This is a genomic window from Candidatus Saccharibacteria bacterium oral taxon 488, from assembly GCA_005697215.1.
Taxonomy (GTDB): Bacteria; Patescibacteriota; Saccharimonadia; order Saccharimonadales; family Saccharimonadaceae; genus Nanosynbacter.
Window position 1 is genome coordinate 75,410 of record CP040003.1, and the last position, 19,851, is coordinate 95,260.

At 51.6% G+C, this 19,851-nt stretch carries 19 protein-coding genes; 16 read left to right on the plus strand and 3 right to left on the minus strand.

Features of this window, described 5'->3' with window-relative positions:
* The first annotated feature begins 24 nt into the window (after window positions 1-24).
* The 4 genes from FBF24_00360 to holA are packed head-to-tail and all read left to right on the plus strand — an operon-like array spanning window position 25 to window position 3,521.
* Window positions 25-672 (plus strand): hypothetical protein, encoded by a 648-nt coding sequence (locus tag FBF24_00360; GenBank protein ID QCT40358.1) that lies wholly within the window; start codon window positions 25-27, stop codon window positions 670-672.
* Between the two features lie 9 nt (window positions 673-681).
* Complete coding sequence (gene mutM, locus FBF24_00365) at window positions 682-1,659, plus strand: bifunctional DNA-formamidopyrimidine glycosylase/DNA-(apurinic or apyrimidinic site) lyase (GenBank protein ID QCT40359.1); 978 nt, start codon at window positions 682-684, stop codon at window positions 1,657-1,659.
* 26 nt (window positions 1,660-1,685) lie between these two features.
* Window positions 1,686-2,564: a hypothetical protein gene (locus FBF24_00370; protein ID QCT40360.1), complete on the plus strand. Its 879-nt coding sequence runs from the start codon at window positions 1,686-1,688 to the stop codon at window positions 2,562-2,564.
* Window positions 2,565-2,615: 51 nt separating this feature from the next.
* Window positions 2,616-3,521 carry a DNA polymerase III subunit delta gene (holA, locus tag FBF24_00375; GenBank protein QCT40361.1) on the plus strand — a complete coding sequence of 302 codons (906 nt, stop codon included), beginning with the start codon at window positions 2,616-2,618 and terminating at the stop codon, window positions 3,519-3,521.
* A 55-nt stretch (window positions 3,522-3,576) separates the two neighbouring features.
* On the opposite strand, the gene rpsT is transcribed toward holA, so the two are convergent.
* On the minus strand, window positions 3,577-3,945 hold the full coding sequence (gene rpsT / locus FBF24_00380) for a 30S ribosomal protein S20 (protein ID QCT40362.1): 369 nt from the start codon (window positions 3,943-3,945) through the stop codon (window positions 3,577-3,579).
* Window positions 3,946-4,115: 170 nt separating this feature from the next.
* Here rpsT and FBF24_00385 point away from each other — a divergent pair, with 170 nt between their 5' ends.
* Genes FBF24_00385 through rpsO form a run of 4 tightly spaced genes read left to right on the plus strand, consistent with a single transcriptional unit; the run spans window position 4,116 to window position 7,375 of the window.
* Complete coding sequence (locus FBF24_00385; protein QCT40363.1) at window positions 4,116-5,885, plus strand: hypothetical protein; 1,770 nt, start codon at window positions 4,116-4,118, stop codon at window positions 5,883-5,885.
* A 3-nt stretch (window positions 5,886-5,888) separates the two neighbouring features.
* Window positions 5,889-6,545: a tRNA pseudouridine(55) synthase TruB gene (gene truB, locus FBF24_00390; protein QCT40364.1), complete on the plus strand. Its 657-nt coding sequence runs from the start codon at window positions 5,889-5,891 to the stop codon at window positions 6,543-6,545.
* A 17-nt stretch (window positions 6,546-6,562) separates the two neighbouring features.
* On the plus strand, window positions 6,563-7,057 hold the full coding sequence (locus FBF24_00395) for a prepilin-type N-terminal cleavage/methylation domain-containing protein (protein ID QCT40365.1): 495 nt from the start codon (window positions 6,563-6,565) through the stop codon (window positions 7,055-7,057).
* A gap of 51 nt (window positions 7,058-7,108) precedes the next feature.
* Window positions 7,109-7,375 carry a 30S ribosomal protein S15 gene (gene rpsO, locus FBF24_00400; GenBank protein ID QCT40366.1) on the plus strand — a complete coding sequence of 89 codons (267 nt, stop codon included), beginning with the start codon at window positions 7,109-7,111 and terminating at the stop codon, window positions 7,373-7,375.
* 60 nt (window positions 7,376-7,435) lie between these two features.
* Here rpsO and FBF24_00405 read toward each other — a convergent pair whose 3' ends face one another.
* Complete coding sequence (locus FBF24_00405) at window positions 7,436-8,029, minus strand: sortase (GenBank protein QCT40367.1); 594 nt, start codon at window positions 8,027-8,029, stop codon at window positions 7,436-7,438.
* A gap of 123 nt (window positions 8,030-8,152) precedes the next feature.
* On the opposite strand from FBF24_00405, the gene FBF24_00410 reads away from it, so the two are divergent.
* The 8 genes from FBF24_00410 (at window position 8,153) to FBF24_00445 (ending at window position 18,987) form a co-directional block, all read left to right on the plus strand.
* Window positions 8,153-8,779, plus strand: a complete 627-nt coding sequence (locus tag FBF24_00410) for a hypothetical protein (protein QCT40368.1) — start codon at window positions 8,153-8,155, stop codon at window positions 8,777-8,779.
* Between the two features lie 9 nt (window positions 8,780-8,788).
* Window positions 8,789-9,580, plus strand: coding sequence for a hypothetical protein (locus tag FBF24_00415; protein QCT40369.1), 792 nt, complete (start codon window positions 8,789-8,791; stop codon window positions 9,578-9,580).
* Window positions 9,581-9,707: 127 nt separating this feature from the next.
* A complete protein-coding gene (gene pnp / locus FBF24_00420; GenBank protein ID QCT40370.1) occupies window positions 9,708-11,825 on the plus strand; it encodes a polyribonucleotide nucleotidyltransferase in 2,118 nt (705 codons plus the stop codon).
* Window positions 11,826-11,883: 58 nt separating this feature from the next.
* Window positions 11,884-12,762 (plus strand): hypothetical protein, encoded by an 879-nt coding sequence (locus tag FBF24_00425; GenBank protein ID QCT40371.1) that lies wholly within the window; start codon window positions 11,884-11,886, stop codon window positions 12,760-12,762.
* Window positions 12,763-12,825: 63 nt separating this feature from the next.
* Window positions 12,826-13,404, plus strand: coding sequence for a uracil-DNA glycosylase (locus FBF24_00430; GenBank protein QCT40372.1), 579 nt, complete (start codon window positions 12,826-12,828; stop codon window positions 13,402-13,404).
* 143 nt (window positions 13,405-13,547) lie between these two features.
* On the plus strand, window positions 13,548-15,716 hold the full coding sequence (locus FBF24_00435) for a ribonuclease J (GenBank protein ID QCT40373.1): 2,169 nt from the start codon (window positions 13,548-13,550) through the stop codon (window positions 15,714-15,716).
* 70 nt (window positions 15,717-15,786) lie between these two features.
* Entirely contained in the window at window positions 15,787-18,006 is a 2,220-nt protein-coding gene (locus tag FBF24_00440) for a hypothetical protein (protein ID QCT40374.1), read from the plus strand.
* Between the two features lie 291 nt (window positions 18,007-18,297).
* Window positions 18,298-18,987: a hypothetical protein gene (locus tag FBF24_00445; protein QCT40375.1), complete on the plus strand. Its 690-nt coding sequence runs from the start codon at window positions 18,298-18,300 to the stop codon at window positions 18,985-18,987.
* Between the two features lies 1 nt (window position 18,988).
* On the opposite strand, the gene FBF24_00450 is transcribed toward FBF24_00445, so the two are convergent.
* Window positions 18,989-19,798, minus strand: coding sequence for a chorismate mutase (locus FBF24_00450; GenBank protein QCT40376.1), 810 nt, complete (start codon window positions 19,796-19,798; stop codon window positions 18,989-18,991).
* Window positions 19,799-19,851 lie beyond the last annotated feature (53 nt).

Genomic DNA, 19,851 nt, shown 5'->3' on the forward strand with positions numbered 1-19,851 from the left:
GACAGAATATGGTATAATCAACCCATGAGGCGTACGTATAATTCTTTTAATTCCTTTTCTCGGTTTGTGCCGATTTTACTAGTCATCATTATCACTATCGTGACGATTGTAGCAATTATCAGCATCAGCCGGTCGATATTTGGTGGCGACGAGCAAAAACAGCAGCAGGAGACGACTGAGCAGAAAAAAAGCGACTTGCTACAAACCGACGAGAGCCGAGCGGTCAGGCTGACAGTGCGTGGCCCGATTGTCGCCAATGAGAAATTCCGTTCGTATCAAATAACTATTGCGCCGTCGTCGCGGGTGATGACGACGTATGAGGGGTATGTCGAGAAGCAGCTGAATACCAAGCAGCTGAATAATAACGCCAAGGCTTATGAGGAGTTGGTGTACGCACTGGACAAGCGCAAGATGATGGAGGGCCGGCAACTGAGCGATGAGCAGAATGACCTGCGCGGTATTTGTGCGACGGGCAAGGTGTATAAATTTGAATTGTTGATGAATGGAACATCGATCAAGGCGCTGTGGACGTCGGATTGTAGTGGTTCTAAAGGCTCGGCGGTTGCTAATGTCGAGGAAATCGTCGATATGTTTATCAAGCAAATCCCTGACGGTAGCAAAATGGCCACCTCTATCGGGCTGTACCAGCGGGATACGCTGTTCAAGTTTTAGGAGCGTCTTATGCCGGAACTTCCCGAAGTCGAGACGGTTCGCCGCGGGTTGGCAGAGTTACTGCCGGGCCGAGTGGTGGCGCGAGTGGCAGTGTTTGACTCGCCGAAGAGTTTTCCGAATGCGCCGGCTGATGTCGAACAATTTTTGTATGGCGCGCGCGTGACGGCGGTGCGGCGGCGGGCAAAGGTGCTGATGATTGATTTGGATACGCGCTATTCGCTGGTGGTGCATTTGAAGATGACGGGGCAGCTAGTTTTTCGCCAAGGTTCTAGCCATGGCGCTCGGGTATCCCCAAAAAAATCTCGGGGCCCACGTAACCTTGCCCGTAATTTTTCTGCGGATACCGCTCGCGAGATCGACGACTTCGCTGGCGGCCATCCGAACGATAGCTTAATCGGCGAGCTGCCGGATCGGTCGACGCGGGTGCAGATTGATTTTGTGGACGGGTCGCGGCTGTTTTTTAATGATCAGCGCAAGTTTGGCTGGGTAAAATTGCTGCCGACTGATGAGGTGAAGAACTTGCCGTTCATGCAAAAAGTTGGGCCGGAGCCGCTTGATCCCAATACACGCGCCGAGGATTTCATCCAGCGGATTCGCCGCCGCCAGAATTCGATGATCAAGCCAGCTTTTCTTGACCAGACAGTGATCGCCGGGGTTGGTAATATTTATGCTGACGAGGCGTTGTGGGCGGCGCGGATCCATCCACAAACGCGGGTAAAAAACATCAGCGATCAGCAGCTGAATACATTATTTAACGAGTTGCGGCAAATCTTGCAATTGAGTATTGACCAGGGCGGCTCGACGGATAAAAATTATGTTGATGCTGAGGGCCGGAAAGGCAATTATCTGACATTTGCTCGTGTATTTCGCCGCGAAGGTCAGGCCTGCCACCACCACCCCGACCAAGAGGTCATTAAGCTAAAAGTTGGTGGCCGCGGTACGCATATTTGTCCGGTGTGTCAGAAGCCACCGATATTTGACAAATAGTAGCTTATAGTGTAGAATACAATATTATGACAAGAAGAGAGCCCCCATTACATGGTGAATTTTATCGGCCAAGTAGCAACTTGGATCAAGAGTGGGTAAACTACCTGATAGCACTAGGGGAAGAAGAGCAGTCCCCCGGGCTTAGAGAGGCTAATCTGAGGGTCAATAGCATGCTAGACAAGCATGAAGTGGACACAATTTATCGGCCAGGATTGAGCGGAGAAGAGTTGCTTGAGCGAGGGAGGGGCGTTCTTAATAGTGGTCTACGACGCTTAGAAAGTAATGATTTTAGCATGTTGGATTTATCAGCTTATGAAGGCTATCGCAATGATGATCTAGAGCTGAAGAGGACAATTGCTCGACAAGTGATAATGTATCAAATTCTCGAGCGTGTCTTTATGGAGAGGTCTGCTATAGGTGTGTCGTTAGTTGAAATGGCTTCTCGTACAATAACAGGTGATACGATTGAACCGATGAGGAAAATAGTCGTGATCACAGAGCGTCTGCTTGACCTTAAGGAGACACCCAGCTCGCCTTGGTTTAAGTTTCTCAATGAAGCACTTGGTGGTGAGGGTGTTTCGTCAGGACAGGTAGAGAAGGAAATGAATGCTCAAGCTGCCGCCAACAAGACAGGGGATCAGGATGCTAAATTTCTCAAGCTTCTTGACGGTATATTTATGGAGACTGGTGGCGGGCTCTCTGACGATCAGATGCTGTCTGTGGCAGGCAGTGTGACCAGCCTTGCAACGATAGAAGAGATGGGCGGTCAGGATCATAAAGAGAGGCTCTTATACTCAAATTATATGGCAGAACTGAAGAGTATTGGCTTATCCGATCAGCAAATCACTGAGCTAATAGCTGCACATAAAGAGATTATGCAAAAGCCGAATAACGCGGAAGAATAAGTCAGTATACCGAAAGGCATGGCTTAAGGGGGTATTTGGTATAATTAAGTCGTGATCTATCTCCTCTACGGCGACAACGAATTTAAGAAACGGGCGGCGCTTGCGGCGCTGGTTGGTGATATGGAGGTGGTGCGGCGCGACGGTGAAGAACTGACGGCCACCGAGGTCTGTGAGGTGGTGATGGGGCAGAGTTTGTTCATGCTAGAGCAGGCAGTGGTCATTACTGATGCGAGTCAGAATGTGGCGCTGTGGCGTGAGTTGCCGGAGCTGCTTGGTGAGACGGCGACCACGGTTGTCCTTCTGGAGGCAAAGCTTGATAAGCGCACAAAAACGTATAAGTGGCTGAAAAGTCATGCCGAGGTAAGGGAATACGCTCATTTCACTGAACACCAAAAGCCGCAGCTGAGTGCGTGGTGTGTTGAGCGGGCCAAGGTGCATGGGGCAGTGTTGACAGCGGCGCAGGCGACGGCACTGATCGATCGGCTGGGGTTTGATCAGCTACGGCTTGATTTGGCGTTGCAGCAGTTGGCGTTGGCTGGCGAACTGAATGATGAGCTAATTAATGCACTGGTGCCGCTGGCTCCGGCTGAAAGTGCGTTTGAGTTGTTTGCGGCAATGCTGGATGGCGACCGGGGAAAAGTGCGCGCGATCATTGCCTATCTTGAGGCGGAGAGCGGTGATGATGGGGCGTACCAGACGCTGGGGCTACTAGTTTCACAATTGGTGCAGCTGAACGCGTTGGTGCTATCTGGTGGTAACACGGGGGCGGTGGCTCGTGATTTTGCGGCCCATCCGTATGCACTGCGAAAGGTGGCGCCGTATGCAGCGCGGACGACACCAGCGCAGCTCGCGGTAATTAACTCTGCCTTGGCGCAGGCTGATGAACAGATGAAAACGACTCGTGTGTCGCCGTGGCTGTTGGTCGAGGCAGCGCTGGTTGATATTGCCAGACATTAACATAATAAAATACTCCCGCCAACCGACGGGAGTATTGTTGATGCAAACTGAATGGCTATTTAGCTTCTTTGGTAGCTGGCTTTTTTGCGGCTGGTTTTTTGGTAGCAGTTGACTTCGCAGTGGTTTTTGCTGTCGTCTTTGCTGGGGCTTTGGCGGCTGGCTTTTTGGTCGCTTCAAGCTTAACACCGGCTTTTTTCGCGATAGCTGAGAGGGCACTCTTGCGCCGAGCGGCAGTATTTTTCTTGAGCAGGTTCTTCTTGACAGCGGTGTCGAGCTCACTGTGAGCAGCGGCTAGCGCCTCAGCACTCGGCTCAGCCATGAAAGCTTTGACGGCTGACTTGATGTCGCGCTTGATGCCGATATTGCGCTCGCGGCGCTTTAGGGTTTGTTTGGCCCGTTTGATGGCGGATTTGATGATTGGCATAGATTTCCTTTACCTCTATAAATTTGTTTCGCTAATCAAGGATGGATTATACAGAAAAACCCGATAAAAGTAAAGAGTGGTTCGTATTGACGATAATCTATTGACTTTCCTGAAATGCTTATGTATAATGTGATTCAACGGTATAAACAAAAATAAACAGGGACACAACAATGGCGAGCCAGTCACAAAAGCAGCAGATCATTCAGAGCATCAAAGATGTGACTAATATCTTGGTGACGGTAAGCGCTGATCCATCGGTGGACGAGCTGTCGGCGGCACTGGGGCTGACAATTTTCCTAAATAAACTGGGCAAGCACGCCACGGCTGTTTTTAGTGGCAAAGTCCCGCCGGCGATTTCGTTCCTCGAGCCTGACGAGACGTTTGAAGCCACGGCGGACAGCCTGCGTGATTTTATCATCGCGCTTGATAAGGAAAAGGCTGATCATCTGCGCTACAAGGTGGTTGATGATGCAGTGAAGATTTTTATCACGCCATACCGGGCGACAATTACCGAGGCTGATCTAGAGTTTTCGCAGGGCGATTATAACATTGAACTGGTGCTCGCATTGAATGTTGAGAGCCAGGATCATCTCGACAAGGCGCTGACGGCCCACGGCAAGATTTTACATGATGCAGTGGTATCGACGGTGACCGCCGGTATGGTGAGGAGTAGTCTCGGAACGGTTGATTGGCATGACGATAAGGCGTCAGGCGTCAGCGAGATGCTGGTTGACCTGATTGATGAGTTACGAACACCGAAAGTGACCATGGATGAGCAGATCGCAACAGCACTGCTGACCGGTGTTGTGGCGGCGACGGAGCGGTTCAGTAATAACCTAACCTCGTCGCGGGTGATGACGTTGGCGGCAGAGCTGATGGCGGTTGGCGCGAACCAGCAATTGATTGCTACCAAGTTGGCTGAGGGGCAGGCGATTAAAGCCGAGGAGCACTCAGAGCCAGAGCAATCAAAGCAGGCGGCCGATGCAGCTGATGATGAGACGCAGGATAATGACGGCCAGGATGGCTCTAATTTTAAGGTTGAACGGGGAAAACGCTCGAAGCCAGCTGAGTCAAAAAGAGATGATGGCGCGTTGTCGATTAGCCACGAGCGGCGGGGTAGCCTTGATGATGTGGCCAAACAGACTCGGGCCGAAGAGCAGGATGCAGCGGCTCGTGTGGCCACGGCGCAGCTTGATCGCCTTCGAGCGGCGTCAGTGACGAGCGGGCGGAGCAGTGCGACATCGACATCGCAACCAATCAGTGCGTCGGTGTCGGCTGAGCCAGAAACGGCCACGCCACTACTAGGTGGAACGTTGAACGCAACGACGGAGCGGGCGGCTGAGGATAAGCGCCGCGATCTTGACACTGATCAAAACAAGACTATCTTGCATCACGGCACCTATGTCGGTGCGTCGCGGCCGGCCCTCGGCGAATCGCCGTTGAATGCCGCCATGGGGAAGTCTGATGAACCGCCGAGCGTTGACCCGTTTGCGACCACCAACAAAGACGAAGCGGTCATTGCCGCGCTGAAGGAGGAAACGCAGGCGCTGGCTGACAAGCAGACTCAATCTACCGCTCCGCCATCGCCGCCAGATTCTGAGCGCGACGCCCGCGCGGCAATTACCGAGGCGCTGGCTGCTGCACCGCCGCTTGAACCCGCGGCTTCGCCTGCTCCGGTAGTCTCCTCTTCGCCGCTACCGACAGTGTCGTCCGCTCCGGCTACGCTCGCTGACATTGAGTCTAATGTGATGCATGGCTTGCCGCCGCTGCCTGATTTCTCTGACTTTTCAGGATCAGGCTTGCCACCGCTGCCACCAGCTCCGGTTGGTGCTGCCGATGGTGGACTGCCAGCGTTGAACACATCACCTTCAGCACCGTCCGCCCCGGCGCCGCCGCGCACCTTTAACCCGTCCCAATTCCAGATCCCGGGGCAAAAATAGCCCATGGACGAGGTGCTGCTCATTGATAAGCCGGCTGGTATGACGAGTTTCGGGGTAGTGGCGCGGTTGCGGCGAGTGCTCAGCCAGGCAGTGGGCAAGAAAGTGAAAGTTGGCCATACTGGTACGCTCGATCCATTTGCCACCGGTCTGATGATCATTGTCACCGGCAAGAAGTGCCGTGAGGCTGATACCTTTACGAAGCTTGATAAGTGGTATGAAGCAGAAATCATGCTTGGCGAGGTATCGACGACCGGTGATCCTGAGGGTGAACTGACTCGCGTGTCGGAGCGGCAGCCGCCTCGCAGTGAGGTTGAAGCGGTACTCGGTACGTTTGTGGGTGAAATTAAACAGCGCCCACCGATATTTAGCGCCATCAAGATCAATGGCCGTCGGGCCTATCAGCTGGCACGTCAGGGTCAGCCGGTCGATATGCCGGAGCGCACCGTGTCGATTTACACCTTGGAGCTTGTCGCCTATGAGTATCCTCGCTTGGTAATTCGAGCGCATGTTTCGAGTGGTACGTATATTCGGAGCTTAGCGGTTGATATTGGTCAGAAGCTGGAAACAGGGGCCTACTGCCGCCAGCTGCGCCGCCAGGCTATCGCTGAATATGACGTCGCTCAGGCAAAACCATTAGCGGATTTTGGGATTTTGTCTTGAAGTGCTATTATCAAATCATGGGTAGGCAGACAGGTTTTACAATCGTTGAACTATTAATTGTGATGGTCGTGATCGCGATTTTGGCGACCATCGGTATTGTGGCGTATTCGGGCGTGCGCCAGGACGCTACCGATACCAAGATTCGTTCCATCGTCAAGATCGCTGGGGATGCGCTGCAGATATATGATACACAGAAGCGAACACTGCCGTCAGGACAGGGGACGTTCAATAACGCTAATGGTGTTGACTCGCTTGTACCACAGTATATCCAGCCGGGGTATCGTGAGGGTGTCAGCAGCAAGAACGCGTCTAGTCCAGACGATATTTTTGTCTGGTATCCATGCAAAGATACCTCTGGTAAGATAACAGGTATTGCGGTATTTGCGGCCCTTAATTCCGCCAAGCCGCAGGAGTCGGCTCAGGTTAATGCGGTCAAGGCGACCTGCAACATTCCGGGTGCAGCTGTGCCGACTACGGGTAGACCAGCCTATAACTACGTGCAGACCTTTTAGTAGTGCAGCTGATTTGCGTTTTTAGCGTAGCATTGGTATAATGACGAGGCTATGATTAGCAAAGACGATAAAGCGAAAGCAATTGCTTTGACTCAGGTCAACAAGGACGACGTTGGCAGCCCGCAGGCGCAGGTGTCGATCTTGACGGCTCGTATCAAAGAGGTCACCAAGCACCTGAAGGCGAATAAGCACGACTTCATGGCACGCCGTGGCTTAATCCAGATGGTTGGCAAGCGTAAGCGCCTGCTCAAATACCTGGAGCGAACTGATTTTGAGAGTTATAAAGCGGTTGTGGCTGCCCTGGGTCTGCGTAAATAGTCGCGCCTCGGTAGTTGTACGTATATCCACCTTGATATATCACGAGGTGGATATTTTGATTTAACGTGGCGTAGCTACAAAAACCGTCCGGCCGTCGGCTGCGCCGCCAAGCGTGCATGAATAGAGGGTGAGCTGTGGCTTGTTGGTTCGGTTTTCGATGTGAACGGCATCCGGCTTGACATCAAATAGCCGGGATATGACGTAGGTATAGCGCCTGCCACGGTAGTCAATGATTATTTCATCGCCAATGCGTAGTTTATCAATATTGTAGAATGGTGATTTTTGGATGGTTTGCTGCGGCGTCAGGCCCATGATAAATCGATGGGCCGACAAGACGAAGTTGCCGCCGTCGACTGGATTGCCATTCTCTGGCCGACGCCACCATGCACCTCGCTCCATAGTTTCGGCGCCGCCAGTAGCGTACGGTACGCTAATGTCAATTTTGGGGATGTAGAGGCGGTCCTCGGTGATCTTGGTTTCTGGCGTAGCGGCGAGAAGCTGGGTGGTTTCGTTACGCGTTGGATCAATGAGCTGAGCGCGAAAGAATGGACTAAACGCCGTGATGAGCGTGTAGCCGCCACCAGCGAGCATGATAATAGCCAGACTCATACTGAGCCATCGGCGGCGGTTTTTGGCGTGGGTTATCTGCTTCACTTGTTAATTGTAGCATGGGCGGGGTCAGCCTAGCAGCATGGGCCGTTGTTTTATCGGGGTGAGCCGATCTGTTCGATGGGGTGCTGATTGACTTTTTATAGTTTTTATGCTAAATTACAGAGTATGAATGAATACGCACCGCGGGCTGATAAACTACCACCGCTAGATGTGGCTGAACAGATTGCGAATATTAGCGATATTATGATTGCTGTTAGGGAGCAAGTTGGTCCGTCTGGTGAATGGTTGAGCAATAACTTAGTGCATATCGAGGGGCAGCCAGACTCAGAATTACGCGCTAATGATCATGGTTCTAGATTTACGAATGCGGATGATTTTTGGGAAAACGGCATGGATCCGTCGCAAGCAAATTCGTCGCAAGACGAATCTGATACATCTGAAAAACTGCCGAGTAAATTTGTTAATAATTTTTGGCAGTACTTTTTTCCGGATGAAATGTTTAAGGATGACTTGTTGGGGCCAACGGTCCTGAATAAACCGCCGCGAAAGCTGCTTAAAGAAACAGGAGGAGAACTCCTCGCATCGGTTCAGCGGCTGTTTGGGATGTTATTTAAGGATACCAATATTGATAGTCACAAACTTGCTGCCTTGGAGTCAGCAGCTGGTGAGGAGCACCTTACCGATCTTAAGGAGGCAATGTTTATACTCTATGAGCTGGCACTGCGTACGGTTACTCAACAAAATGTTATTGAGGCTGAGTGCTCAAGTGCGCATGAGTATTTGTGCAAATAGGAGTTCGGTATGGTAAGAAACATAAATGCAGAGCCATCAAGGATAAGTCGGCGCGGTCTGTTGTTTGGTGCGGCTGGAGCAGTGGCGGCTACGGCTGGTGGGCTGCTTATGAACCGTGGCGATGAAAGTCAACGGATACTATCGGTAGAGACGAATGCCTTGAAGCTTGACCTTGAAGGGGCGTATGAGATATATGGTCAAGCCCGTGACATGTTTCGGCGATGTATTGAGGGTGCGCCTGTGTTTACGAGCGAAATGCCGCCGATATTACCACCACCCGCATCGGTATCTGTCTCTCGAGGCGGGGGTAAGCGCGGTTTTATGACGGGGAGTGCGCTACTGCGTAAGGCCGGTCATTCTGAGCGAGCAGTGATAGGCACGGGAGTCTCTTCGGATTTGGGTGATGATAGTAGGGTGCGCGTGGCCGTCGCGTTTGAATTGTTGGCAGGTAAGCCCGAAGCTAAGATTGCTGAGCTGATGGCGGTTTGGGGAGTATCGAGGCGAGGGTTACCGACAGAACGTGCCTTTCGGGATATACTGTATGAAATTGATCCGGAAGAGCTGATGCTATCCTTTGTGCCAGTATCTCAGAGGCAACCGACAGCGCCAACTAGTGAGCAGCCGTATGAGTGGACTGCTATGCTGCCGGGAATGGAGAGTTTTAATGTGATACAACAAGTCATTGGTGCGGCTGGCGGTAGCTCACCGGAAGTGTTGTTACCAACGCCAAAGGTTTTGGACCGAGTAAGTGAGCAGCTCGCTGCGGTTCGGGATGCGTTTGGTCGGGCCGGCTTCCTATAAAGCATGCGGCCCTGTGATATAATAGAAAGTGCGAATATAACCCGCAGACGGTGATGGATGTGTGGTGTGTTGATAGTAAACCAGCATGCATACACCTGTTACTGTCTTTGCGAGAAAGAGAGGATCTATGGTAATTATTAACCCGAGCGGCAAGGAGATTTTTAGCGTTACCACCGAGCTGTGCGGCCGGCCGCTGACGCTGGAAGTTAACCGGGTTGGCTTTCGGACGACGGGCAGCGTGCTGGTGCGCTACGGCGATACGGTGGTTTTGGGTAGCGCGCAGGTGGGCAGCCGGCCAGTGCAGTTGGATTATTTCCCGCTGTCGATTGATTATGAAGAGCGGTTTTATGCGGCGGGTAAAATTTCTGGTTCGCGATTTATCAAGCGCGAGGGCCGGCCGAGCGACGAAGCAGTGCTGATCGGTCGGTTGATTGACCGTCCGATTCGGCCGCTGTTTCCAAAGGGCTACCGTCAAGAGGTGCAAGTCGTGGCGACAGTGCTGAGCATGGATCCGGATTTCCGTCCGGATGTGGTGGCGATGATTGCGGCGTCGAGCGCCTTGATGCTGACCGGCACGCCGTTTGACGGACCGGTGGCGGGCTTGCGGGTGGGCCGCGTGAATGGTGAGTTTAAGGCCTTTTTGACGCCAGAGGAACGTGAGCAATCTGATTTGGATTTGGTAGTAGCTGGCATTGAGAGTGGCATTACCATGGTGGAAGCTGGCGCTAAGGAGGTATCAGAAGAGGTGATCGTCGATGCCATGGCCTGGGCGCACCAGATGATGCAACCAGCGATTCAGCTGCAGCGTGAGCTAGCTGCCAAAGTTGCGCCAGCCGCACAAGAATATGAATTAGTTTTACCTGATGAAGCAATTCAGCAGACGGCTGACGAATGGGTTGACGGTAAATTAGGCGAGAAAATCCGCCGGCCGTATCCAGAGCGCAACGAGGTGGTCAATGAGATTCGCTGGGCATTCCACGAAGCGATGGCCGAAAAGCTGGGCTTGGGTGCTGAGGAATACGACGAAGTACGCGACGAGTACGATGAAGCATTCACCTTGGCGTTGCATAAAGATGTTCGCCGCGGTATCGTCGAGGATAATATGCGTCCAGACGGCCGCAAACTAACTGAAATTCGCCCGTTAAGTTCAGAAGTTGGTTTGCTGCCACGAGCACACGGTTCAAGCTTGTTTACCCGCGGCGTGACGCAGGGTATGAATATTGTCACCTTGGCGCCGCTGAGTTACGCGCAGCTGGTTGATACCATGGAGGTTAACGACGGCGAACGGCGCTACATGCACCATTATAATGCGCCAGGCTATACGGTTGGCGAGGTTAAGCGGATGGGCAGCCCAGGCCGGCGCGAGATTGGCCACGGCTACTTGGCGGAGCGCGCCTTGACGCCGGTGCTGCCGAGTGAAGAAGACTTCCCATACGCCATCCGTAGTGTCACCGAAATCATGAGCCAGAACGGTTCGACGTCGATGGCAGCGACCTGTTCGAGCTGTCTGGCGCTGATGGATGCTGGCGTGCCGCTGAAAGCACCGGTCAGCGGTATCGCTATGGGTCTCATGATGGACGGCGAGACGCCGTATGTGCTGAGCGATATCGCTGATGCTGAGGATTTCGCTGGTGATATGGATTTCAAGGTGACTGGTACAGCCAAGGGCATCACGGCGCTGCAGATGGACATGAAGGTGCATGGTTTGCCAGTGGCAGTGCTGCGCCAAGCGATTGAACAGAGCAAGGCGGGCCGGGCGCATATTTTGGAGCATATGCTGAGTGTGCTGCCAGCGCCGCGTGAAGCACTTAGTCCGTACGCGCCGCGGATTGAAAAGCTAAAAATTGATCCAGATAAAATCGGCGCCGTCATCGGCAAGGGCGGCGAGGTGATTAACAAGATTACTAGCGAAACTGGTGCTGAGGTTGATATCAAGGAAGACGGCTTGATTACCATCGCCAGTCCAGACGGTGTATCGATCGAGAAAGCGCTAAACTGGATCAAGAGCCTGGTCGAAGAGCCAGAAGTTGGCAAAATCTACGAGGGTAAGGTGGTCAGTATCAAAGATTTCGGAGCGTTCGTGAATATTCTGCCGGGAGTTGACGGGATGGTGCATATCTCGAAGCTGGCCGATCACCGCGTGGCTAAGGTGACTGATGTGGTCAAGGAAGGACAAACCGTTCGCGTAAAAATCACCGGCATTGATGAGCGCGGTAAGATTAACTTGACGATGATCGGGTTGTAACTTTTGCTTTTTAGCAAAATACGATACAATGAGAACGTAAGAGTAATTGAGGGGGATTATGGACGACAAGAATAATAAGAACGTACCACAACCGACAGCAACATCGCCCGTGGCGACCGAGCAGACTGCTCCGGCGCCCTCGCAGCCAGTACCACCGGTGCCGCAGCCACAGCAGCCACTGCAGCAAGGTGTACCGATGCAGCCCAAGAAAGGGTTGAGCAAGGGCGCGCTATGGGGTATCATTGGCGGTTCAATAGGTTTGATAGTTATCGTGGTTGGCATCGTGCTGGCTGTTATATTCCTTGGTGGGCCATCAAAAGCCGACTACCAAGAAGCTGCTAAGACACTGAAGGAGTTTGACGGCAACAGCCTCAACTCGGCACTCAAGTCGTCAAATGCTGATAACGCAAAGAAGCTGATTGAAGAGGCGGTGGGACGTGCTGATTTGATGATGAAGAAGCTTGATTCATCGAAGATTATGCGCGACGAGGAGACCAAAAAATCCTTTGGCGAGTACAAGACTGCCTATGAGAAGGTGCGCCCAAATATGCTTGCCATTGCCAGTCTGATAGGAGATATGAAAGACTTCTCCAAGAAGTGTTCACCGAGCTATTTTAGCTATATCGGTAAGCCAGCAGATGAAGTTAGGAAGCTCTACGATGAAAAAATGAGCGGCTGCTATCAGTTACTCGATAACATTATCAAATCAGAGCAAAAAGAAGTGCAGGACTTTGGTAAGCAGATGAAAGAGTATTACAAGGCGTTAGGTGATTTCTTTGTAGCACGCGCCAATAAAGATTACAGTGTTCAGGCACCGCGCCTGTCGTCAGGCAGGTCAAACCCGCTATCCAATTTTGCCAAGAAAATCCAAGAATCAAATTTGCAGAAGCACGAGAAAGACTTCGTCAACCTGGTGAAAGAAAAAGCTGAAAAGTAATTTTCGCCTCGGCATCAAGCAAAACACCTCGCATAGTGACGAGGTGTTTTGTATAATAGAAATATGGATGAGGCAGCGCGACTGGAGGTTTTGGCGGCAGAGATTGTCGCTGGTGATATTTGTCATGACTTGGCGCTGCAGGCAACGCAGCTGGTGATGGGCGACGGCCGAGCTGACGCGGACATTGTATTTATCGGTGAAGCACCAGGAAAAAACGAAGACCTTCAGGGCAAACCATTCGTTGGGGCAGCTGGTACATTTCTTGACGAGATGTTAGCCGCAGCCCAGTTGCGCCGTCAAGATGTCTACATTACCAATATCGTTAAGTATCGCCCGCCAAACAACCGTGATCCGCTGCCAGAAGAGAAGCGCGCTTTTTGGCCGTATTTGATGCGTCAACTGCAAATTATTCAGCCAAAGGTAGTCATCACATTGGGTCGGCATAGCGGCATGGCATTTATTCCTGACTTGGCGATCTCGCGTGATCATGGTAATCCGCGCTGGGCACAGTTCAACGGTTTGAAGTTCTTGGTGATCCCACTGTATCATCCGGCAGCAGCGCTGTATAACGGGGCATTGCGACAGACGTTAATTGATGATTTTGTGCGGGCGGCGCAATTGGCCGCCCAGGCGAGCGCCTGAGCTATTTTTGACAAGAGCTGGCGCCCCGTGCTATAATGAACACAATTGTTAGGGGATAGATTTGTCGTACGTTGCCCCCGTGTCTATCACCTGTCATTCTAATTTTGCAAGGTATTTATTTTTATAAAAGGAGAACAATACGCATGGGCCAGAGACGACTTGCGACGCCGAAGGGCGATGATCAGTCAAAACGACCAGCTACAAAAAAAAGTAACACAGCGGTGATGAATAGCACCACCACTCGCAAAGGCGAAGTGTTTCGGGCGCAGCGGCGGACGAGCGAGAATGTTAACCTCAGGGCGTCGCAGCACGTGATCGATATTCCGGTCAATAAATCAGTTTACAACGGCTATGGTGGCGAACAATTTAGCGCCAAAATGCAGCCAAAGCGCACTCGCGGTGGCAAGCCAAAACTACGAATCATCCCAATCGGTGGTGTCGGCGAAATGGGCATCGGTAAAAATATGAACGCCATTGAGTATGACGATGAAATTATCGTTGTGGATATGGGTTTCCTATTTCCGGGTAGCGATTATCCAGGTATCAATTACATCACACCAGATATCACCTGGCTGGAGGAGAATAAACATAAGATTAAGGCGCACGTGTTCACTCACGGGCACCTTGACCACATTGGTTCTTTCCGGCACTTTATTCACCGGATTCCAGCACCGGTCTATGCGTCGAAATTTACCATCGGCATGCTGGACAAGTCGCTGGCTGACGCCGACACTGATTTCCAGCCGGACTTTCGGGTAATGGACCCATTGAGCCACGAAATCGTTCAGGTTTCTAAGCATTTTTCCGTGGAATTGGTGCGGGTGAACCACTCTATTCCAGATTCAACGGCGGTGGTGATCCGGACGCCGCTGGGTGTGGTGATTGACTCTGGCGACTGGCGGTTTGAGGAAAGTCCGGTTGACGGCCAAAAGTTTGATCTTGAGCGTATGACAGAAATCGCCGCCAAAGAGGGCGTATTGATGTTCATGAACGAATCGACCAACTGTGAATCGGCTGGTACGCACACCCACACCGAGTTTGATATTCAATATTCCATCGGTCAGGTGATGGATAAATTTAGTAACAGCCGAGTGATTTTAAGCTGCTTTTCATCACAGGTGCACCGTTTGCAATTGATTTTGGAAGAAGCGCATAAGCACGGGCGCAAGGTAGCATTTGCCGGCTTTTCGATGATTCAGAACTTGGAAGTGGCGCTGCGCTCAGGCACTATCAAGATCCCGAAAAATACCGTCATGAAGATGGAAGATATCATCAAGCTGCCGGATAGCCAAATCACCGTGGTTTGTACTGGTTCGCAGGGTGAGTTTAATGCCGTGCTGAGCCGTATGGCGACTGGCGCGCATAAATACATGAAGATCAAAGGCTCTGACGTGGTGGTGTTTAGTTCCAATCCGATTCCGGGCAATGAGAAAAACGTGGTGCGAACGGTTGACGGCTTGATGCGCGAAGGTTCTGATGTGATTCAGAACGGTAAAACGCACTTGACAGGGATTGGGCCGCTACACTTGTCGGGACATGGTTATTATGATGACCACGTCAAGTTGATTAACGCCTTGAATCCGACATATTATATGCCAATTCACGGCGAATTCCATATGCTGGTCTATAATGCTCGGCTGGCAGAAAAAGAGTGCGGCATTCCTAGGAAGAATATCTTTGTGTGCGACGCTGGCGATATTATTGAAATTGATATTGAACGGCAGGCTAAGAAAGCCGGTCGAATTCAGGCTGGCGGCGTGATGTATGACGATACGGGTGCTATTGTGTCTGAGGTGGTATTGAAAGACCGCATTCATATGTCTCAAGAGGGAATGTTTGTGGTGGTATTGACAGTGCAACGCGGCACGGGTCGGTTGTTGACTAGCCCAGACATTATTTCCCGCGGTTTCATCTATCTGCGTGATTCCGAGGAATTGATGAACATGATCCGCCAGTACTTGAAACAGAAGGCAGCGCGGAGTTTTGCTGGCAAGTACGACCTCGATGTGGTGAAGAAGGAAATTAAGGACGAAGTTACGCACATTCTGTACGATCAGACGCGCCGGACGCCAATTGTCATCCCAGTCATTAACGAGGTTGGCGGTCTAAAAACGGTAAAATCGACTGCTGCTTCGAGTACCTCTACTATAAAGACACCAGTGCGCAGCAAAAAATCTGCCACCGCTTCAGCGGAAGAGCCAAAAATGACTCTGTCAACTATGCCGCGCCGCCGCTTCCCGCGCCGCCAGGTGCCAGACACCGAGGCGAATGATACCAAGGCTCGAGAGGTCGGCCGAGTGCGCGCATACTAGCCACGCTTGCTATTTGTTGTAAAATATGCTACAATGTGAATGTCGGTAAAGTGATATAATAAAAATAGTTATGCCAAAAAAACGAAAATCTACCCGCAAGAAATCAGTTTCCACAGCTCCAAAGCATGATGTGCCGAGTGGCTTTTGGGCGCAAGTTGGCGCGGTACTTCTCGTTGTGTTGTCGCTTCTATTGGTGGTAGCGTGGTTTGGTGTTGGTGGTCCGGTGCTGGGGTGGCTACACAAAGCAACCATGAGCATGCTTGGTTACGCGATGTATGGGCTACCGATCTTGCTGATATATATTGCTGTGGAGATTTTCCGCGCGGAGAATAATCGGTTACCGCTGGCGATGAAATTAGCAGCCATCCTCGAGGTAGTGTGGCTATCAGGGCTGTTTGGTCTAGTAAAAACACCGGCCCGCCCGGAGGCTGGTGGGTTCATCGGCGATACGGCTAATCGAGCGATGAGTGCCATGGTCGACCCGGGCATCGCTGCTTTGATATATGTGGTGCTCATCATCATCACGGCGCTATTTATTACCCAGACGTCGCCGTTCACGGTGATCAAGAAAGTAGCCGAAGCGTTCAAGCGTGACCATTCCGAGGAGGATAACAATGCGGCGGTGATGAAAAAGGTGGCTCGTGAAGATGCAGCCAGCGCCAAGTCATCGAGTGATATCAAGCTCAATGCCGGCGTCCCGACCGTTGATCCCGTCATACCAAAAGATAGAAGGACGTCACCGCTGAGCAGTCTGCGCGGTAGCGTGGCGCGGGATAAGGCAGCTGAGGAGCAAGCAGCACTAGTGGCGGCACACGACCCGAATTGGCAGGCACCGAGCCTTGATCTACTGGAGAAGAAGCAAAGTCCGGCCGACGCTGGTGATATTCGGCAAAACGCACAGATCATTCACGATACGCTGGCGGAATTTAACATTGATGTAGAGATGGAAGACGCAAATATTGGACCAAAGGTGACGCAATATACCTTGCGGCCGCCGAGTGGTGTGAAATTGACGCGGATCACGGCACTGGAGACGAATATCGCGCTTAATCTAGCGGCGCAGAGCCTGCGGATTGAAGCGCCAATTCCTGGGCAAAAAGCCGTTGGTATTGAAGTGCCGAACCGCCGAGCCGCTGATGTGCGACTATATGGCGTGTTGGACTCTAAGCAGTGGAAACACGCTCGTGAACCGTTGAGTTTCGCTATCGGTAAAGATATTTCTGGTGAAGCAGTGGTCGGTGAGCTCAACAAAATGCCACACATGTTGATCGCTGGTCAGACCGGTTCTGGTAAGTCGGTGATGATTAATACCCTGCTGACTAGTTTGCTATACCGCAACAGTCCAAGCGATATGAAGTTGATTTTGGTTGACCCGAAGCAGGTGGAAATGGCACCGTACGAAGACATCCCACATTTGCTGACTCCGGTGATTACTGAGCCAGAAAAGACTATTTCGGCCTTGAAATGGGCGGTCAATGAGATGGAGCGGCGCTATAAGCTGTTGGCGGCCGAGAAGATTCGCGATATCAAGGGGTATAATCAGCGCCTCGCCACGCGAGCTAAAAAAATCCCGGTAGCGGACGCCGATGGCAACATTCAACAGCACGAAGACGGGGCGATGCCGTACATCGTTATTGTAATTGATGAGCTAGCCGATTTGATGATGGTGGCAGCACGCGACGTCGAGGCGCTGATCGTTCGCTTGGCGCAGAAAGCGCGGGCGGTGGGTATCCACCTGGTCTTGGCAACGCAGCGGCCAAGTGTTGACGTGATCACTGGTTTGATCAAGGCGAACGTGCCGGCGCGTATCGGCTTTACCGTGGCGTCGCAGGTTGACTCGCGGACCATTCTTGATCAAATTGGCGCCGAGAAACTACTTGGCCAGGGTGATATGCTGCTGTATACGCCGAGTATGAGCAAGCCAAAGCGCATTCAAGGTGCGTGGGTGACCGATGACGAGGTCAATAAAATTACTGATCACCTGCGGATGCAGTCAGCACCGCAGTACAATGATGAGGTGGTGGCGCAGCCAGTACAACTAAATGGTAAGGGTGGCATAGCAGTTGATTTTAGCGGCAATAGTGAAGACGAAGCATTTATGGACGCGGTACGGGTGGTGATCGAGGGCGGCAAGGCCTCTACCAGCTATCTGCAGCGGCGGCTACGGATTGGCTACGGCAAGGCGGCGCGACTGATTGAAGAGATGGAAGAGCGTGGCATTGTTGGCCCGGCGAACGGCTCGAAAGCTCGTGATGTTTTGGTTTCAAGTGTCGACGAGCTAGGGCAATAGCTAGCTTGACATAATTATTTTATAGGTTATAATATTCTAAGTGAGAAGTTGATTTGTATGTGGAAGGATGGCTACATGGCGCACATAAGTTGTAGAAATAATGGAGAATTATCTCCTGATAGTAAAGGCGACAAGTTAAGGAAGCTTCTTGTGCTGGGGGTTGCTGCAGTCACGTTAGCCGTATCGGGTATACTTGGGTATAGTCTTGGCCGGTCACACGATGTTCCGCCCGCACCATCAGTAGAAAATACCGATGGTGGAACATCCAAAGAGTCCAATGATAGTTCGAGAGTGGAAGAAATTACATTTACGCTACCATACACCGAAGGCCGTCGAGAGGCAGAGGTCTTTTTAAAGGATCCCAATATAGTCCAGTCTGCGCGCGATGTTGCTGGACGAGTGCTTACTGCTGCAGGGAAGTCGGTTGATAGTAATGCTGCTCGACTCGTTCGCCAAGATTATTATGATGATCACAATAGGCCTAAACAGCAGTCAATAACAATTACAGATGATAAGGGACACGTGGTATCGGTTGATGTTGCTCAAGGCGACAAAAGGTTTGGTGAAAGTGAGATCGCAGTAGAAGTTACCACTGATATAATTGAGGTCGGCGCAAAGAGTAGACAGACGGATCGGATAACGTGGCGGTTGGATTTTTTGTCTCCAGAACCTGTGGCACATCAGCATATCGAATCTCCAGAAGCACTACTACCGGCTCTAGAAGGCGTGTTACCGACGAAAGTGGAATGGTCGCACAGACAGACTGCTGATGGTTGGTCGGAGACTAAGGAAATTACAATCGTTTCACTAAAGTCTGTCTCGCCATCGAGACCAGATTATGAAAGCATAGCGGCGGTACCGGCTAAGGGAGAGATTAATGGTCGGGCCGTGGAGAGTGCTAAGGTATATGATGCGGCAAAAAGCCTATTTGATCGGCTCGCGACCGATGGTGATATATCCGATATCTTGCCCTCTCAGTAAACTAACGTGCCGCCAGATATTCACCAAGTAATGTTATTTTGTGGCCAGTTGAGGTAATTTTATTGATGGCGCGGTGTAATGACGGGCCGGCAGCGTCAACGGTCATAAAGAATTTGTAGTTCCACGGTTGGCCGACGATGGGCTGGGATTGGAGGCTGGTGAGGTTAATGGACTGATCGGCGAATGTGTGGAGTATTTCAAGGAGGCTGCCTGGCTGATGGGCGGTGGTCACTACGAGCGTTGCTCGATTGGCATCAGTCACTGTCGTTATCTGGTCGAGGACCAGGAAACGCGTGATGTTGTCCTGGGCATCTTGGATGTGGTGTTTGAGAATTGGCATATTGTATAGTTGGGCAGCGGCTTCGCTAGCGATGGCTGCCAGGTGTGGTGAATCCTGTTGTTTGATAAATTCGACAGCGCCAGCGGTATCAAAATATTCAATTTGTGTGGCTTGTGGTAGGTGTTCTCGGAGAAATTGATGGCATTGCGACAGAGCGACAGGATGTGAATAGACAGTAGTGATATCTTCAAGTTTTGTGCCTGGATTGGTGATGAGGGTTTGTTGAATGGTAAGCGTCACTTCACCGACGACGGGAGCGCTACAAGATTCGATGTGACGGTAGGTTTCGTTGATGGTGCCGTAAATGGTATTTTCCACTGCCACGATAACGGCGTCGGCTTTATTGCGGGCATAGGCTTGAAAGACGTCGCCAAAGGTCATGCACGGAACAATGGTAGCGTCAGGTCCGTACCATTGTTTTGCTGCTTGTTCGTGAAATGATCCAGCTTGTCCTTGAATGGCGATACGCATGAACCCTATTGTAGCATGGTCTGGCGGGGTGCATCACTGGACTTTTGCATTAG

What these genes read in the sequence shown, in the direction of transcription:
- FBF24_00415 (QCT40369.1), top strand. Translation starts at nt 8,789, where the DNA reads ATGGTAAGAAACATAAATGCAGAGCCATCAAGGATAAGTCGGCGCGGT.
- FBF24_00395 (QCT40365.1), top strand. Translation starts at nt 6,563, where the DNA reads ATGGGTAGGCAGACAGGTTTTACAATCGTTGAACTATTAATTGTGATG.
- FBF24_00435 (QCT40373.1), top strand. Translation starts at nt 13,548, where the DNA reads ATGGGCCAGAGACGACTTGCGACGCCGAAGGGCGATGATCAGTCAAAA.
- rpsO (QCT40366.1), top strand. Translation starts at nt 7,109, where the DNA reads ATGATTAGCAAAGACGATAAAGCGAAAGCAATTGCTTTGACTCAGGTC.
- FBF24_00450 (QCT40376.1), bottom strand. Translation starts at nt 19,798, where the DNA reads ATGCGTATCGCCATTCAAGGACAAGCTGGATCATTTCACGAACAAGCA.
- pnp (QCT40370.1), top strand. Translation starts at nt 9,708, where the DNA reads ATGGTAATTATTAACCCGAGCGGCAAGGAGATTTTTAGCGTTACCACC.
- FBF24_00370 (QCT40360.1), top strand. Translation starts at nt 1,686, where the DNA reads ATGACAAGAAGAGAGCCCCCATTACATGGTGAATTTTATCGGCCAAGT.
- FBF24_00440 (QCT40374.1), top strand. Translation starts at nt 15,787, where the DNA reads ATGCCAAAAAAACGAAAATCTACCCGCAAGAAATCAGTTTCCACAGCT.
- rpsT (QCT40362.1), bottom strand. Translation starts at nt 3,945, where the DNA reads ATGCCAATCATCAAATCCGCCATCAAACGGGCCAAACAAACCCTAAAG.
- FBF24_00410 (QCT40368.1), top strand. Translation starts at nt 8,153, where the DNA reads ATGAATGAATACGCACCGCGGGCTGATAAACTACCACCGCTAGATGTG.
- FBF24_00360 (QCT40358.1), top strand. Translation starts at nt 25, where the DNA reads ATGAGGCGTACGTATAATTCTTTTAATTCCTTTTCTCGGTTTGTGCCG.
- FBF24_00385 (QCT40363.1), top strand. Translation starts at nt 4,116, where the DNA reads ATGGCGAGCCAGTCACAAAAGCAGCAGATCATTCAGAGCATCAAAGAT.
- FBF24_00425 (QCT40371.1), top strand. Translation starts at nt 11,884, where the DNA reads ATGGACGACAAGAATAATAAGAACGTACCACAACCGACAGCAACATCG.
- truB (QCT40364.1), top strand. Translation starts at nt 5,889, where the DNA reads ATGGACGAGGTGCTGCTCATTGATAAGCCGGCTGGTATGACGAGTTTC.
- FBF24_00430 (QCT40372.1), top strand. Translation starts at nt 12,826, where the DNA reads ATGGATGAGGCAGCGCGACTGGAGGTTTTGGCGGCAGAGATTGTCGCT.
- mutM (QCT40359.1), top strand. Translation starts at nt 682, where the DNA reads ATGCCGGAACTTCCCGAAGTCGAGACGGTTCGCCGCGGGTTGGCAGAG.